At 54.3% G+C, this 14,723-nt stretch carries 9 protein-coding genes and 1 tRNA gene; 2 read left to right on the top strand and 8 right to left on the bottom strand.

Annotation, left to right across the window (positions count from 1 at the left end; all coding sequences use genetic code 11):
- Positions 1 to 36 precede the first annotated feature (36 nt).
- Positions 37 to 1,833, top strand: coding sequence for a (E)-4-hydroxy-3-methylbut-2-enyl-diphosphate synthase (gene ispG, locus IEX77_RS01535; RefSeq protein WP_188807398.1), 1,797 nt, complete (start codon positions 37 to 39; stop codon positions 1,831 to 1,833).
- 50 nt (positions 1,834 to 1,883) lie between these two features.
- Entirely contained in the window at positions 1,884 to 2,321 is a 438-nt protein-coding gene (gene dut / locus IEX77_RS01540; RefSeq protein ID WP_188807399.1) for a dUTP diphosphatase, read from the top strand.
- 85 nt (positions 2,322 to 2,406) lie between these two features.
- On the opposite strand, the gene IEX77_RS01545 is transcribed toward dut, so the two are convergent.
- The 8 genes from IEX77_RS01545 to IEX77_RS01580 all read right to left on the bottom strand — a co-directional run bounded on the left by IEX77_RS01545 (position 2,407) and on the right by IEX77_RS01580 (position 14,703).
- The gene (locus IEX77_RS01545; protein WP_229770766.1) at positions 2,407 to 3,306 is read right to left on the bottom strand and encodes a DNA/RNA non-specific endonuclease; all 900 of its coding nucleotides are present in this window, start codon (positions 3,304 to 3,306) and stop codon (positions 2,407 to 2,409) included.
- An 833-nt stretch (positions 3,307 to 4,139) separates the two neighbouring features.
- Positions 4,140 to 6,860 carry a pyruvate, phosphate dikinase gene (gene ppdK / locus IEX77_RS01550; RefSeq protein WP_188807401.1) on the bottom strand — a complete coding sequence of 907 codons (2,721 nt, stop codon included), beginning with the start codon at positions 6,858 to 6,860 and terminating at the stop codon, positions 4,140 to 4,142.
- Between the two features lie 300 nt (positions 6,861 to 7,160).
- Positions 7,161 to 7,766, bottom strand: a complete 606-nt coding sequence (locus tag IEX77_RS01555; protein ID WP_009433081.1) for a riboflavin synthase — start codon at positions 7,764 to 7,766, stop codon at positions 7,161 to 7,163.
- Between the two features lie 350 nt (positions 7,767 to 8,116).
- A tRNA-Pro gene (locus IEX77_RS01560) sits at positions 8,117 to 8,192 on the bottom strand.
- 77 nt (positions 8,193 to 8,269) lie between these two features.
- Positions 8,270 to 9,766, bottom strand: a complete 1,497-nt coding sequence (gltA, locus tag IEX77_RS01565) for an NADPH-dependent glutamate synthase (protein ID WP_188807402.1) — start codon at positions 9,764 to 9,766, stop codon at positions 8,270 to 8,272.
- 204 nt (positions 9,767 to 9,970) lie between these two features.
- Entirely contained in the window at positions 9,971 to 11,224 is a 1,254-nt protein-coding gene (locus IEX77_RS01570; protein ID WP_188807403.1) for an acetate/propionate family kinase, read from the bottom strand.
- 31 nt (positions 11,225 to 11,255) lie between these two features.
- Positions 11,256 to 12,272 carry a phosphate acetyltransferase gene (pta, locus tag IEX77_RS01575; protein ID WP_009433101.1) on the bottom strand — a complete coding sequence of 339 codons (1,017 nt, stop codon included), beginning with the start codon at positions 12,270 to 12,272 and terminating at the stop codon, positions 11,256 to 11,258.
- 457 nt (positions 12,273 to 12,729) lie between these two features.
- Positions 12,730 to 14,703 carry a fructose-1,6-bisphosphatase gene (locus IEX77_RS01580; protein ID WP_229770767.1) on the bottom strand — a complete coding sequence of 658 codons (1,974 nt, stop codon included), beginning with the start codon at positions 14,701 to 14,703 and terminating at the stop codon, positions 12,730 to 12,732.
- Positions 14,704 to 14,723: the final 20 nt, after the last annotated feature.

Consider the following 14,723-nt stretch of genomic DNA (forward strand, 5'->3'; position numbering starts at 1 on the left):
CCTGGGTTTACTTTTGCATTATTGTAAGACTTATTCATGGCAGAGAATCATCCCTCTCATACTACATCCGCTGAGCCTTGTCTCTATCACAGACGCCGTGCAGCGTTGGTTCATATTGGCGATACGCCTCTTGGCGGTGACTATCCTGTACGCGTCCAGTCAATGGCGACAGCTTCGACTCTGGATACGGAGGCTGCTGTCGCTCAAGCAGAGCGCATCATCTCCGCTGGTGCGGAGTATCTGCGCTATACTGCACAAGACAAGCGTGTAGCTACTAACCTCGGTGTGATCCATAAAGAGCTCCGTGCTCGTGGTATCACGACTCCCTTGGTAGCTGATATTCACTTCAACCCAACGGCAGCTGATACGGCACTGGAGCATGTAGAGAAGGTGCGTGTCAATCCTGGTAACTACGTCGATAGTAAGGGTACGACCGAGTGGAATGATGAGGTCTATCGTGCCATGCATGAGAAGGTACGCGAGCGATTCGGCGCTTTTGTTGAGCGCGCCAAGACGCTGAAGCGTGCGATACGTATTGGTGTCAATCACGGCTCGCTATCGGAGCGTATGGTGATGCTCTATGGCGATACGCCCGAGGGGATGGTACAGAGTTGCTTGGAATATCTGGATGTCTGTCGTGAGCATGACTTCTATGATGTCGTCATCTCGATGAAGTCCTCCAATACCGTCGTGATGACTGCTGCAGTTCGCCTGCTTGTCGCTCGTCTCGATGAATTAGGCTACCCTGCCTATCCTCTGCATCTCGGTGTGACGGAGGCTGGTGAAGGTGAAGACGGTCGTATCAAAAGCGCTGTCGGTATCGGTTCGCTCCTGGCTGATGGTATCGGTGATACGATCCGCGTCTCCCTCAGCGAAGAGCCCGAGTGTGAGATCCCCGTGGCGCGTGCTCTTGTGGACTACATCGCACCTCGTGAGCATGTCACGCTTTCAGTGGACGGATCGCTCCTTCCCTCATGGAAGGAGTACCGCGAGTTAGCTCAAGATGCTCGCAAGAATACGACTTCTCTCGGAGCCCTCGCAGGTGGAAGCAACCTGCCCTTGGTACTCTATCCGACGGAGAAGGCTTTAGATCTCTCCTCATTCACTCAGCGTCCCGATGCCATTCTCTCGGGAGAAGGACTGCTTCAGCTCGCAGGCGGTACGCCTATCGTGGGAGTCTCCGTGAAGAGTATTGCTACGGACGAACTTACGGCTGAGTGTCTTGCAGAGCTTGCTGCCGCGCCTCAGACGCTCCTCCTTCTTGAGAGCCGTGGTGATAATCCCGTCGCTGACTGGCGCTGGGGCTTCACGCAGCTTCGCCGTGCAGGTGTCAACTGCCCCATTCTCCTTCGTCGTCGCTACGATACCACTGATCTGGAGCTCTTCCGCCTCTATGCCGCTGCCGACTGCGGTAGTATCTTCCTCGATGGCTGGGGTAATGGCCTTTGCCTCGAAGCACCTCATCTCCCTGCCGAAGAGATCATCAAGACCGAGCTGGGTATCCTGCAGGCAGCCCGTCTTCGTATGAGTAAGACGGAGTTCATCAGCTGTCCTGGCTGTGGTCGTACGCTCTACAATCTGCAGAATACTATTGCCGAGATCAAGGCGGCTACCTCACATCTCAAGGGACTCAAGGTCGGTATCATGGGCTGTATCGTCAATGGTCCAGGCGAAATGGCTGATGCGGACTACGGCTATGTAGGTGCTGCGCCTGGTAAGATCGATCTCTACAAGGGACAAGAATGTATCAAGAAGGGCGTACCTCAAGCTCAAGCCGTCGAGCATCTCATCGGCCTCATCAAGGAAGGTGGCGACTGGAAGGACCCTGAATAAGGTAGTCGCCTTCGCCTTCGTCTCTCATCCCCATCATTTATATCTCTCCTATGCGTATTAAGCTGATCAATAAGTCTCACCATCCTGCTCCTCACTACGCCACCTCTGGTGCTGCTGGCATGGACATCCGTGCTAATCTCTCGGAGCCGATTGTATTGGAGCCTCTCGAGCGTTGCCTTATTCCCACGGGTCTCTTCCTTGAGATCCCCGAAGGCTACGAAGCGCAGATCCGTCCTCGTAGTGGACTTGCACTGAAGCATGGTATTACCTTGCCGAATAGCCCAGGGACTATCGACTCAGATTATCGTGGTGAGCTGAAGATCCTTATGATCAATCTCTCCAAGGAGCCCTTTACGTTCAACGACGGCGAGCGCATCGCTCAGATGGTCGTTGCCCGTCATGAGGTCGTGGAGTGGGAGTTGGTCACGGAGCTTAATGAGAATACTGCTCGCGGCACTGGCGGTTTTGGCCACACGGGCCGCGATTAGTTCACCCGCCCTCACATCAAAGATCAAGCCCCGGCTTCCTAATGGAGGTCGGGGCTTTCTCGTACCAATTCAAAGAGGGTGGAGCTTATTGCTGCCACCACAAGCGTCTCGAAGCTGCAGAATGTGGGTCCGTCGTCTCCACAGCTTGCTCAATGTCATCAGGCAGGTGATAGAAGAAGTCCAGCCCGGTGAACTGCTCCAGCTCGCGAATCGAGAGCGTCAGCCTGTCGATGTGCTCACCCTTGCCGTAGTTTCTGTGTTCGGTGAGGAAGGCAATGCCTTCGTATGTCTTGCCCTTCTTCATCAGAAGCGCCATCCAGTAGTAGCGGGGGACGACCATCTTACCCTTGATGCGCTCGGCCTCGACCTGATCATCGCGGATCGTCCCACCCTTGGCGACGTAGAGCTGATCGCAGAAGGCGCGATCGCGTGCCCATTCTTGGACGCGATTCTCCAAGCGGTGCCAGATGCCAGCATTATGAGTCTGGAGCTGCGGGCTCATATTCGTGTAGTAGAAGGTCTGCTCATTGGCAGCCTGTGAGAAGGTGCGGTCTTCGGAGGCTACCAGATGTCCGCGGCTGTAGCCACTTCGGCGGAAGAAGTTGGACGTATCATACGCCGCGGGGATCTTAGGATCCCAGCTCCACGCGTCACTGCGGCGCACGTTGTCTTCTGCCGTCGCAGCGTCGAAGGAGAATGCAACCCAGCGCGAATGGAGCTTTGTGACGTCGTACTCAAGCGAGTAGTTTACCTTCCCCGAAGCTCGGTGTGTGACGAAGTAGTTATTGTTGCCCCCAGCCAATCTTGGTAGCTCAAGCAGGGTCGTATCCCCATTGATGATCTCGTCCTCGATAGCGCCCTGAGGCGAATAGCTTGGGAGGGCTTGGGTTGAAGCCTGCTCTGCGGGCGCCGCTTCCTTGGCCATCTGCTTGTAGACCAAGATGCCTAAGGCGGCGACAGCGATGAGTAGGGTTAGTTTCTTCATTGAAGGGAGAGGTCTTGCTTTAAATCCGCTGCAAAGGTAGTGACTTCGTTCCTTTCCTTCCAAGCTTTCCCTGCTTCGGGTCGGGGAGGAAGTCATGGAGCATCCGATGGGAGAAATAAAAGAAGCCTAACCGCAAGGGACCGTCGTCCACTTGATGTTAGGCTTCGACCGTTTAAGAGCTCGTCTGCTTCGCAGCTTCGTGTCCCATTGGCCTTCTCTCGAAGGCGCTCAGGCTATAGCCTGCGATGTGGACGAGAAATAGTACTCTCTCTCCGAAGATGGAGAGGTTGTTTGTCTGTATTGCAAAGGTACAAAAATGGCCTATATATACCTAATAGAGGGGAGAATTCCGTTGCTTTAGCTACCTACTTATTCCGATTCGGGAGCCTTGCTATGTAGAATTGCTGGCGAAGTAGAGGGAGGTACCGTCGTGAGGAATATACCTTTCTGCCGTGAGAAATATACCTTTCTGCCGTGAGGAATATACCTTTCTGCTGTGAGGAATATACCTTTCTGTCGTGAGGAATATACCTTTCTGCTGTGAGGAATATTCCTTTCTGCCGTGAGGAATATACCTTTCTTTCGTGAGGAATATACCTTTCTGCCCTGAGGAGTATTCCTCGTCGTCGTAAGGTATATACCTTTTGCTCGAAAGGTATATACTATTCGCCCCAAGGGTATATACCCTTCTGCTGGATGGTATATCCCTTTTTCGCGGGGACTTCCTCCGAGCCCGGATCAAGATAGGGGAGAAGACGCAGAAAGGGCTCTCCCTTTCCTTTCGGAGGAGGGAGAGCCCTTGGTGTAAAGTGCAGTGAATGCGCGGCAGAAGCCTATTCGATGGCGGCTTGGGCTGCGGAGAGACGGGCGATGGGGACACGGAAGGGCGAGCAGCTGACGTAGCTGAGGCCGATGTGATGACAGAACTTCACCGAGTGAGGATCGCCACCGTGTTCGCCGCAGATACCGCAGGGCAGGTCGGGGCGTGTGCTGCGTCCGCGTTCGACAGCCATACGGATGAGCTGGCCCACACCTTCTTGGTCGAGCTCCTGGAAGGGGTCTACGCTCAGGATCTTCTTATCGAGGTAGACGGGCAGGAAGCTGGCGATGTCGTCGCGGCTATAGCCGAAGGTCATCTGCGTGAGGTCATTGGTCCCGAAGCTGAAGTACTCGGCGTGGCGAGCGATCTGGTCTGCCGTGAGCGCTGCACGAGGAATCTCGATCATCGTACCGACGCGGAAGTGGAGTTCAACTCCTTCTTCCGCGAAGAGCTGAAGAGCCGTGTCGCGGATGACCTTCTCCTGCTCATCGAATTCATTGACGATCCCGATCAGAGGGATCATGATCTCGGGCTGTGGGTCATAGCCTTCCTTCTTGAGCTGAATAGCGGCTGAGAGGATAGCACGCGTCTGCATCACCGTGATCTCAGGGTAGGTGTTGCCGAGACGACAGCCACGATGGCCGAGCATGGGGTTGTGTTCGCTCAGCGAATTGACGCGGCGCTGGATCTCTTGTACCGAGATACCCATCTCATCGGCCATGATCTGCTGACCAGCCAAATCGTGGGGGACGAACTCATGAAGTGGTGGGTCGAGGAGACGCACGTTCACAGGACAACCATCCATTGACTTGAGGATGCCGTAGAAGTCTTGCTTCTGGTAGGGGAGGAGCTTAGCCAAGGCCTTTTCACGACCTTCCTTCGTGTCAGCCAGGATCATTTCGCGCATGGCCTTGATCTTCTCATTCTCGAAGAACATGTGCTCTGTGCGGCAAAGACCAATACCAACGGCGCCGAAGCTTCGGGCAATAGCGGCATCGTGTGGAGTATCTGCATTCGTGCGGACGACGAGCTTCGTGTACTTTTCACAGAGGGTCATCAGCTCGGCAAAGTCACCTGTGAGCTCTGCGGGCTGTGTCTTGACCAGACCCTGATAGACTTCGCCGGTGCTACCATTGAGTGAGAGGTAGTCGCCTTCCTTGAGTACGACGCCGTCGATCTCTACCGTGCGGTGCTTGTAGTCAATGTTGATGGCGCCTGCACCAGATACGCAGCACTTACCCATACCACGGGCTACGACGGCAGCATGCGAAGTCATCCCGCCACGTGCGGTAAGGATCCCTTCGGCGGCTGACATCCCTGCGAGGTCTTCGGGAGAAGTCTCGATACGAACCATGATGACACGGCGACCATCGTCATGCCAGCGAGTAGCATCATCAGCGAAGAATACGATCTGACCCGAAGCTGCACCGGGCGAAGCGGGAAGTCCGTGTGTGAGGACCTTAGCTTGGCTCTTGGCGACGGGATCAAATACGGGGTGGAGGAGCTCATCGAGCTTGTGGGGCTCACAGCGTAGGAGGGCAGTCTTCTCATCAATGACTCCGTCGCGAAGGAGATCCATAGCGATCTTAACCATTGCGGTACCCGTGCGCTTCCCATTACGAGTCTGCAGGAACCACAGCTTGCCATCCTGTACGGTGAACTCCATGTCCTGCATGTCCTTGTAGTGGGCTTCGAGGCGCTGCTGTAGCATATCGAGCTCGGCATAGATCTCGGGCATGGCTTCTTCCATCGATGGGTAGAGGCTGGCACGCACCTCTTCGCTGATGCCCTGCTGGTGTGCCCAGTCGAGAGAGCCAGCCTTCGTGATCTGCTGAGGAGTGCGGATCCCAGCTACTACGTCTTCGCCCTGAGCGTTGACGAGGTATTCGCCGTTGAAGACATTTTCACCCGTACCAGCATTTCGGCTAAAGCAAACACCCGTAGCAGAGGTGTCGCCCATGTTGCCGAATACCATAGCTTGTACATTGACAGCTGTCCCCCATTCAGCAGGGATACCTTCCATCTTACGATAGAGGATAGCGCGCTCGTTCATCCAACTATCGAAGACGGCGCAGATAGCACCCCAGAGCTGCTCCATAGGATCAGTGGGGAAGTCCTTACCTGTGCGGCGCTTGATCTCTTGCTTGAAGAGTACGACCAGGCTCTTGAGTTCGTCGACATTCAGCTCATTGTCCAGGCGGACACCACGCTGTGCTTTGACACGGTCAATGATTTCTTCGAAGGGGGCGATATCCTCCTTCGTTTCGGGCTTCATACCGAGGACGACATCACCATACATCTGGACGAAGCGGCGGTAGCTATCGTAGGCGAAGCGAGGATTGCCTGTCTTCTTTGCAAGGCCTTCGACGACGGTGTCATTGAGCCCAAGGTTGAGGATGGTATCCATCATACCTGGCATAGAGGCGCGAGCACCAGAGCGGACAGATACAAGGAGTGGGTTAGAGGGATCGCCAAAGGTCGCTCCCATAAGGCCTTCGATATGATGCACTGCGCGCATCACTTCGTCTGAGAGAAGGGAGATAAGTGTGTCCTTTCCACGGGCGAAATACTCATTACAGGTCTCGGTCGTGATCGTGAAGCCAGGAGGTACTGGTACCCCGATACGATTCATTTCGGCGAGGTTGGCGCCTTTGCCTCCGAGGAGGTTTCTCATGTCTGCAGCACCTTCGGCGAGGCCGTTCCCGAAGGTATAGACTCTTTTGTTGTCTCTCATTGTTAGCAAGTGTTATGCGTTGGTTATGCTAATCCATAGGCAAATGTATTGATTATTATGGATAATCCCAGCGGTATAACCGAATTTCTTAAATGTGGGTGCTGCGTTGATTGCTCTTTTATTAAATGCGGGCTTGTGGTAGATGCTGTGATTGCTGGGTTTTGGAGAGATACAGGGTGTCTTTCATAAATAATATGGTGCAGTGTAAAAGGAAGCGCCCTCATCTTCTACCCAAGGAGGATAGAGGATGAGGGTGCTTATGGGATAGAGTGTAGCTCGCTCGGGGGAGCTATTGAGAGCTTATAGAGCGTATTCGTTCATCTTGCAGAGGTACTTCCCGACGATGTCGAACTCTAAGTTCACCACCGTGCCGACCTGTATGTGCTTGAAGTTCGTGTGCTCGTGGGTGTAGGGGATGATAGCGACGCCGAAGGAGGTCTTCTCCGAGTTGCACACGGTGAGGCTCACGCCATTGACCGTTATTGAGCCCTTCTCGACCGTGATATAGCCCTTGCGAGCAAGCTCTGCATCCGTCTGGTGCTCGAAGCGATAGAGCCAGCTGCCATCAGCTTCTTCGACAGAGGTGCAGATGGCGGTCATATCGACGTGGCCCTGGACGATGTGCCCATCAAGGCGACCTCCGAGGAGCATGCTTCGCTCAAGGTTCACAAGGTCTCCGACAGAGAGCTTACCGAGGTTAGAGCGGTCCAGTGTCTCTTGGATGGCAGTCACGGTGTAGGTGTGCTCATCATGAGCCACGACTGTGAGGCATACCCCGTTGTGAGCGACGCTTTGGTCGATCTTAAGTTCGCTGGCGAAAGGGCAGGAGAGTGTGAGATGAAGGTTTTCGCCTTCGCGTCGGAGAGCGACGACCTCGCCGCAAGCTTCTACGATACCTGAAAACATAGTCTGTATATGATGAGTGTTAGCTGTCGTGAGAATTGACGCTACAAAGATAAGACAACTCCCTTAGCCAGCCTCTTTATTGAGGTGATGATCTCTATATGTATATGTATATGTATAGGGGAGTGGTGTGAACCTATATTGCTCGTTGGGTGAACCTATAGTGGTCGCCATGACGACCTATATTGGTCACGACGCTGACCAATATAGATTCACCTCGCGACCAATACTGTTTTTACGAGTATCCTACGAAAGCACCTGAATCCTTACCGTCAAGAGGCTGAGGAAGCCAATAGAGAGGAAACAATAAAGGCAGTAGTCACTACGGACCACTGCCTTTATCTTGATCTTCTTGGTCGGGATGAGAAGACTCGAACTTCCGACCTCCACGTCCCGAACGTGGCGCGCTACCAACTGTGCTACATCCCGAATGCGCTCAGCGACTCCTCGCTGAGGCGCTGCAAAGTTAGATAAATAATCAGTACGATGAACCGTGGAAAGGCGCTCTATACAAGCGCTCCCTCCTCGATACGACCAGAGAGCTTCTGGTGCATTGCCGTAGCTGCTCGGCGACCGTCTCCCATGGCGAGGATGACCGTGGCGGCACCGCGGACGATATCACCACCTGCATAGACATCGGGCATCGAGGTCTTCTTTCCCTCGTCTACGACGATATTGCCCCACTTGTTGACTTCCAGCTCAGGCATTGACTTCGTGACTAAGGTACTTGCGGAGTAGCCGATACAGATGATGACCTCATCGACGGGGGCTGTGATGATCTCCCCAGTGGCGACAGGACGACGTCGGCCACTCTCGTCCGGTGCTCCCAGCTCCATACGCTCCAGGCGCATCGCAGTGACGTGGCCTGACTCATCCCCAAGATACTCCACGGGATTGTGTAGGTTGAAGAACTCTGTACCTTCCTCGCGTGCATGTTTGATCTCTTCTGCACGGGCTGGCATCTCTTCTTCGCTGCGACGATAGACGATGGTAGCCTGCTTGGCATCGAGACGAATGGCAGTACGTACGGCATCAATAGCGGTATTCCCACCGCCGATGACAGCCACACGCTTCCCCCGTAGGGAGGGGAGTGCTTCGGCAAGCTCCTCGGGGGACATGAGATTGTACTTAGCCAGATACTCGCTGGCGGTATAGACCCCCTTGAGGTCTTCACCTGGGATACCCATGTAGTTGGCGACACCGACGCCAGTTGCGATGAAGATGCCATCCATTCCTTGGGTCTTGAGATCCTCATAGGTAATAGTCTTCCCTACGATCGTATCCGTCTGGAAGGTGACACCGAGGTCGCGCATCTTGTCCAGCTCATCCTCAATGATACTATTGGGCAAGCAGAACTCTGGGATCCCGTAGCGCAGGACGCCCCCGAGCTGGCTCTCGGCCTCGTAGACGGTCACATCATAGCCCCACTTGGCCATGTCGGTAGCGAAAGATAGACCAGCTGGGCCGCTACCAACGACAGCGATACGTCCCAGCTTGGGCTTATCTGAGTGCTTGGGCTTTATAGAGTGATCTCGATGGATGCGCTCGTAGTCGGCGACATAGCGCTCCAGGTTGCCGATGGAGACAGCTTCTTTCTTGAGGCTGAGGGTGTAGATACACTGGCTCTCGCACTGCTTCTCCTGTGGACAGACACGACCACAGACTGCGGGGAGTGAGCTGGTCTCACGGATGATACCAACGGCCTCAAGCATCTCACCTTTCTCGATGAGCTTGATGAAGGAGGGGATATGAATACCGACAGGGCAACCCTCGACACAGCCAGGATTGGGGCAGTCTAAGCAACGGCGAGCCTCAGCCATCGCTTCTTCGCGTGTGTAGCCGAGGCTTACTTCTTCATGGAATGAGGTGATACGCTCCGCTATAGGGAGCTCGGACATCTTCGTACGCTCGTAGGCGATACGCTCTTTATTGGGATGGGCTTTGCGTAGCTCTGTGCGCCAGTCCTGACTACGCCGCTCCTTGATTAGCTCTTGCTTGGTCATTGTATCGGGTGATCTTGTACAGTGTTACCTCGCTATAAGTGATAAAATGTTAGAGCAAAGATAAGCAAAGATGAAGAGGAGGGAAAGAGCCTATCTATACAGAACAAGTGAGGCCAAGATCTCAGTCAGAGCATAGCTCCTCGAGATCTTGGCCTCATTATGTATGTGATCGGGTGCGGTAAAGCACCCGACGAAGGGTGTACTCTACTTATTGAGGATATCGTAGGTATCGCGAGCGATCATGTACTCTTCGTCGGTAGCGACGACGACGACCTTGACTCGGCTGTCTGCTGCACTGATGACCTGGCTCTTGCCACCATAGGTGACTTCGTTGATGGACTCATCAAGCTTAATACCGAGGAACTCCAGCCCTTGGCAGACTTCCGTACGTAGAGCAGCACGGTTCTCACCGACACCAGCGGTGAAGACGAGGAGGTCGATACCACCCAAAGCAGCGGCATAAGCTCCTACATACTTCTTGATGCGGTAGGCATGCATAGAGAGAGCCAGGAGGTCACGCTTAGAGCCTTCTTCTGCGGCCTTTGCGACGTCACGCATGTCTGAGCCCTTCGTGCTGATACCAGCGACACCGCTCTTCTTCGTCAGCAGGAAGGTCAGGTCTTCCAGATCAAGGTGGGTCTTACCTGGGGTAGCCTTCTTGAGGAAGGGGGCGAGGAACTCTGGATCGTAGTCCTTTTTATTCATCAAGTACTCGATGACACCGCTGTCGATGTCACCAGCACGAGTACCCATCATAAGGCCTTCGCTGGGGGTCAAGCCCATTGAGGTATCGATGCTCTTCCCATTGAGGACGGCTGCCATAGAAGCTCCACTACCGATGTGAGCCGTGACGATCTTGCATGACGCGCGATCCAGCCCTGCGATCTCAGCACCCTTGGCACTGACATAGTCGTGACTCGTGCCGTGGAAGCCGTAGCGACGGATGCGGTACTTGTCATAGAATTCGTAGGGGAGCCCATACATATAGGCATGCTCGGGCATCGTCTGGTGGAAGGCCGTGTCAAATACCCCTACCTGAGGCGTATTTGGGAGTACCTTCGTCACAGCTTCGATACCGAGGATGTTGGCTGGGTTGTGAAGCGGAGCAAGCTGTGCGCACTCATGGAGCATATCTACTACCTCTGGGGTGATACGTACGCTCTGAGCAAAGCGCTCTGCACCGTGTACGAGGCGGTGACCGATGGCGTCGATCTCATCGAAGGACTCTACGAAGTGCTCTTCTTTGAGAATGTCGAGGATAATCTCTACGCCGCGTGTGTGGTTAGGAATGTCAAGGTGGCGCTCGATCTTCTTTCCTTCGGGGTTACGGAAGGTGATAAAGGAGTCGTTGATCCCTACGCGCTCTTCGTTCCCCGAGGTCAAGACCTTGTAGTTGGGGAGCTCGATGAGGGCGAACTTCAGGGAGGAGCTGCCACAGTTGAGGACCAGGATTTTCATAAGGTGTTGTATTATATGGTAAGGTGTGAGCTTATCCCTTCTTCGCCTTGAGAGCGATGGACTGGTTGGCTGTGATAGCTGCCATCTTATAGATGTCGTCTACCGAAGCCCCACGACTGAGGTCGTTGACTGGGGCAGCCATCCCCTGAAGGACAGGACCGACAGCTTCGGCACCAGCGAGGCGCTGGACGAGTTTGTAGCCAATGTTCCCAGCTTCGAGGGTGGGGAAGATGAGTACGTTAGCCTTACCTGCAACGGGGCTGTCTGGAGCCTTGAGCGAAGCCACCTTCGAGACGAGAGCAGCATCAAGCTGGAGCTCGCCATCCAGCTGGAGTTCGGGGGCCATCTCCTTGGCGATACGTGTCGCTTCGACGACCTTGTCTACCAGCTCATGCTTAGCGCTACCCTTCGTTGAGAAGCTGAGCATAGCGATGCGAGGCTCTACGTTAGCGATAGCGCGAGCAGACTCAGCTGAGGATACAGCGATCTGAGCAAGCTCTTCAGCGGTAGGATTGGGCATGACGGCGCAGTCAGCAAAGAGCAGAAGGCCGTTTTCGCCATAGGTGTTGTTGGGGAGGAACATCATAAAGATACCGCTGACACAGCTGATGCCTGGGGTCGTCTTGACGATCTGTAGAGCTGGACGGAGCACGTCGCCAGTAGCATTGATAGCCCCTGCGAGTTCACCATCAGCATCCCCAGCCTTGATCATCAGACAGCCGAGGTAGAGTGGATCTTCGACGAGGACAGCAGCCTGCTCTTCGGTAAGTCCCTTCTTGCGGCGGAGATCCAGCAGAAGGTCGATGTAGGCCTGCTTCTTTTCGTGGTTCTTAGGATCGAGGAGGTTTGCCTTATCGATGTTGTGCAGGCCCAATTCTTGGGCGTGCGAACGGATGGCGCTGGGATCCCCGATGAGGGTTAGGCGGACAACACCTTCTGCGAGGAGGCGGTCAGCAGCCTTGAGTGTTCTTTCTTCGGTTCCTTCAGGGAAGACAATGTGTTGAGGATTAGCCTTAGCCCTGCTGATAATGTCTTGGATCAAGTCCATAGTGATGGTAGATTTGATATTTGAGTATTCTGTATATCCCCAAAGTTACGGATTATCTCGCTTTATTGTGCAAGGCGCTCGGAGTCACGGCTCCACGCTTTGCTCTCCCAACTCTCAAGACACTCTTTTTCGCAGGATAGGTTGCTCTATCCTAAATGCTAATACCGTCACCGCAATGTGTTGTGTCTTAGTTTGAAAAGTAGGTTTTAGAGCCTCTCGCTGGGGAGCCTGCTTTTGTGACCAGTACTGGTCCACATTCCGACCAGTACTGGTACATGCCTTCTACTTGTACTGGTTCGCGTTCTGACCAGTACTGCTTCGCTTGGTGACCAGTACTGGTTCGTTTTATACTTCTCAAAGCCTTTGCACGACTACCACCTAACGAAAAAGAACTCCCCCGATAGATCACTGGATCTATCGGGGGAGTTTCTTGGGATAATGATAGTGGGGCTGGATTTTACTCGCGCTCCTTGATCAGGCCATGACGGTAGGCATGGAGGAGCTTCTTGAGCTCTTCGATCTGATCCTCAAGGATGAGGCCTTGGTCAGTGTCTCGGACAAGTATGCGGTCTGTGGAGTAGGCCTTGACAACAGAGGTGCTGGAGATGTCCTCCATGTGCTCAATGGCTTCGCGGGTTGAGCTGAAGGGCTCGTGCTTGACCAGATGAAGGCCCTGTGAATTGAAGATCAAGGTATAGCCTGCGATACCCGTGCTGGACTGGTAAGCTCGGCTGAAGCCGCCATCGATGAGCATAATCTTACCACCAGCCTGTACGGGATGCTCGCCCTTGACCTCACGGACGGGGACGTGACCATTGATGATGTGAGACTCGGTGCTCTTTAGGTCGAACTCTTCGAGGATCATATCACAGACCTGCTCCTCAGTACGGTAGACATAGTAGTAGCCCTTCTCTTCGTGGTGCGTAGCCTTGTCTGCGATGAAGTAGCGCTCGAAGGTCGTCATCGCAGACTTGTCAAAGAGAGGTGAGTCGGGGCCACACCATAGGTACCACATATAGTCGACTGCCTCCTTGTGCTCGGGGTGATCGGCCGATGACCAGTGTGACTGGCGTACGAACTCATCGATGCGGTCGAGGAGGGCACGACCAGAGAAGGCGCGACCACGAATCTTGACCTTACGGAAGGTGCGGTCCTCATTGAGGGGGACGGAGGCGTGGAAGAGGAGGTTGTGGTTGCACGTAAGGTACATACTCCCCTTCTTGAAGAGGAAGTTGATGTGGCGGAGAAGCTTCTCGCTGTGACGGAAGGAGTGCAGGAGCTTGGCTACGACATCAGCCTCAGCCTCGGTGAGCTTGTAGGGGTCATTGGGGTCAATGGTGGGGAAGAAGGTATCCTTGAGGGGATAGGTCTCGCCATTGGGGAGGGTAATCGTCCCTTCTGCTTGGTTGATGCGGTGCAGAAGGTCACGATCCTCCATCCCATACTCGGGGTGACGCGCTATGATCTGATGCTCGAGCTTGAACTGTATGATAGCGATCGCCTTGTGCATCTGCCCCATGAGGAGAATGCTCTTCTCATCGTAGGTCTCGTCTGCATCGCCGAGCTTGGGTGTGAAGGGGGTACAAGTATCTTTACCATAGACCTCCATAGCGAAGCGCGCCAGAGGAAGCATGTTGATCCCGTAGCCATTCTCCAGCGTAGAGAGGTTGGCATAGCGCAGGGCGATACGTATAGCGTTGGCCATGCTGGCGGTGTTCCCTACAGCAGCTCCCATCCAGAGCATATCGTGGTTACCCCACTGGATGTCGACGTTGTGGTAGGTCAGGAGCTTGTCCATGATGAACTGGGCACCAGGACCTCGGTCGAAGACGTCCCCGACGATATGCAGGCGGTCGATGGCCAGACGCTGGATCGTCTCGCAGATCGCGATGATGAAGTCGTCGGCCTGCCCCGTATCAATGATCGTATCAAGGATAGCTCCCACGTAAGCTGACTTCTTGGGGTTCATGCTGTCCTCGTGGGTGAGTTCCTGAGTGATGTAGCTGTACTGTGCGGGAAGAGCCTTGCGGACCTTGGAGCGCGTGTACTTCTCGCTGACGCACTGCAGGACCTTGATGAGCTGATTGAGCGTGACCTTGTACCAATCCTTACGGAGGTGATGCTGCTGGCTGAGTCGCTCAAGACTTTCCTTCGGGTAGTAGATGAGCGTGCAGAGCTGACGGAGCTCCTGCTCACGGATTTGTCCGAGGAAGAGGTTCTCTACCTTGATGCGAATCGTACCCGAAGCGTTCTTCAGTACGTGGATGAAGGCTTCATATTCGCCGTGGATGTCGGCGAGGAAGTGCTCGGTACCCTTAGGTAGGTTGAGGATAGCACTTAGGTTGATGATCTCAGCGGCGGCAGAAGCTGCACTGGGGTATTGCTTGGAGAGCAGCCCGAGGTACTTGAGTTCACGTTCTGTGATATTCATAGTGATGATAAGTGTTGGGG

This window comes from Porphyromonas pasteri (genome assembly GCF_014647755.1).
Classification (GTDB): domain Bacteria; phylum Bacteroidota; class Bacteroidia; order Bacteroidales; family Porphyromonadaceae; genus Porphyromonas; species Porphyromonas pasteri.

Bases quoted from the DNA above. Each gene is read 5' to 3' on its own strand.
- ispG (WP_188807398.1), top strand. From the start codon at position 37: ATGGCAGAGAATCATCCCTCTCATACTACATCCGCTGAGCCTTGTCTC.
- dut (WP_188807399.1), top strand. From the start codon at position 1,884: ATGCGTATTAAGCTGATCAATAAGTCTCACCATCCTGCTCCTCACTAC.
- IEX77_RS01545 (WP_229770766.1), bottom strand. From the start codon at position 3,306: ATGAAGAAACTAACCCTACTCATCGCTGTCGCCGCCTTAGGCATCTTG.
- ppdK (WP_188807401.1), bottom strand. From the start codon at position 6,860: ATGAGAGACAACAAAAGAGTCTATACCTTCGGGAACGGCCTCGCCGAA.
- IEX77_RS01555 (WP_009433081.1), bottom strand. From the start codon at position 7,766: ATGTTTTCAGGTATCGTAGAAGCTTGCGGCGAGGTCGTCGCTCTCCGA.
- gltA (WP_188807402.1), bottom strand. From the start codon at position 9,766: ATGACCAAGCAAGAGCTAATCAAGGAGCGGCGTAGTCAGGACTGGCGC.
- IEX77_RS01570 (WP_188807403.1), bottom strand. From the start codon at position 11,224: ATGAAAATCCTGGTCCTCAACTGTGGCAGCTCCTCCCTGAAGTTCGCC.
- pta (WP_009433101.1), bottom strand. From the start codon at position 12,272: ATGGACTTGATCCAAGACATTATCAGCAGGGCTAAGGCTAATCCTCAA.
- IEX77_RS01580 (WP_229770767.1), bottom strand. From the start codon at position 14,703: ATGAATATCACAGAACGTGAACTCAAGTACCTCGGGCTGCTCTCCAAG.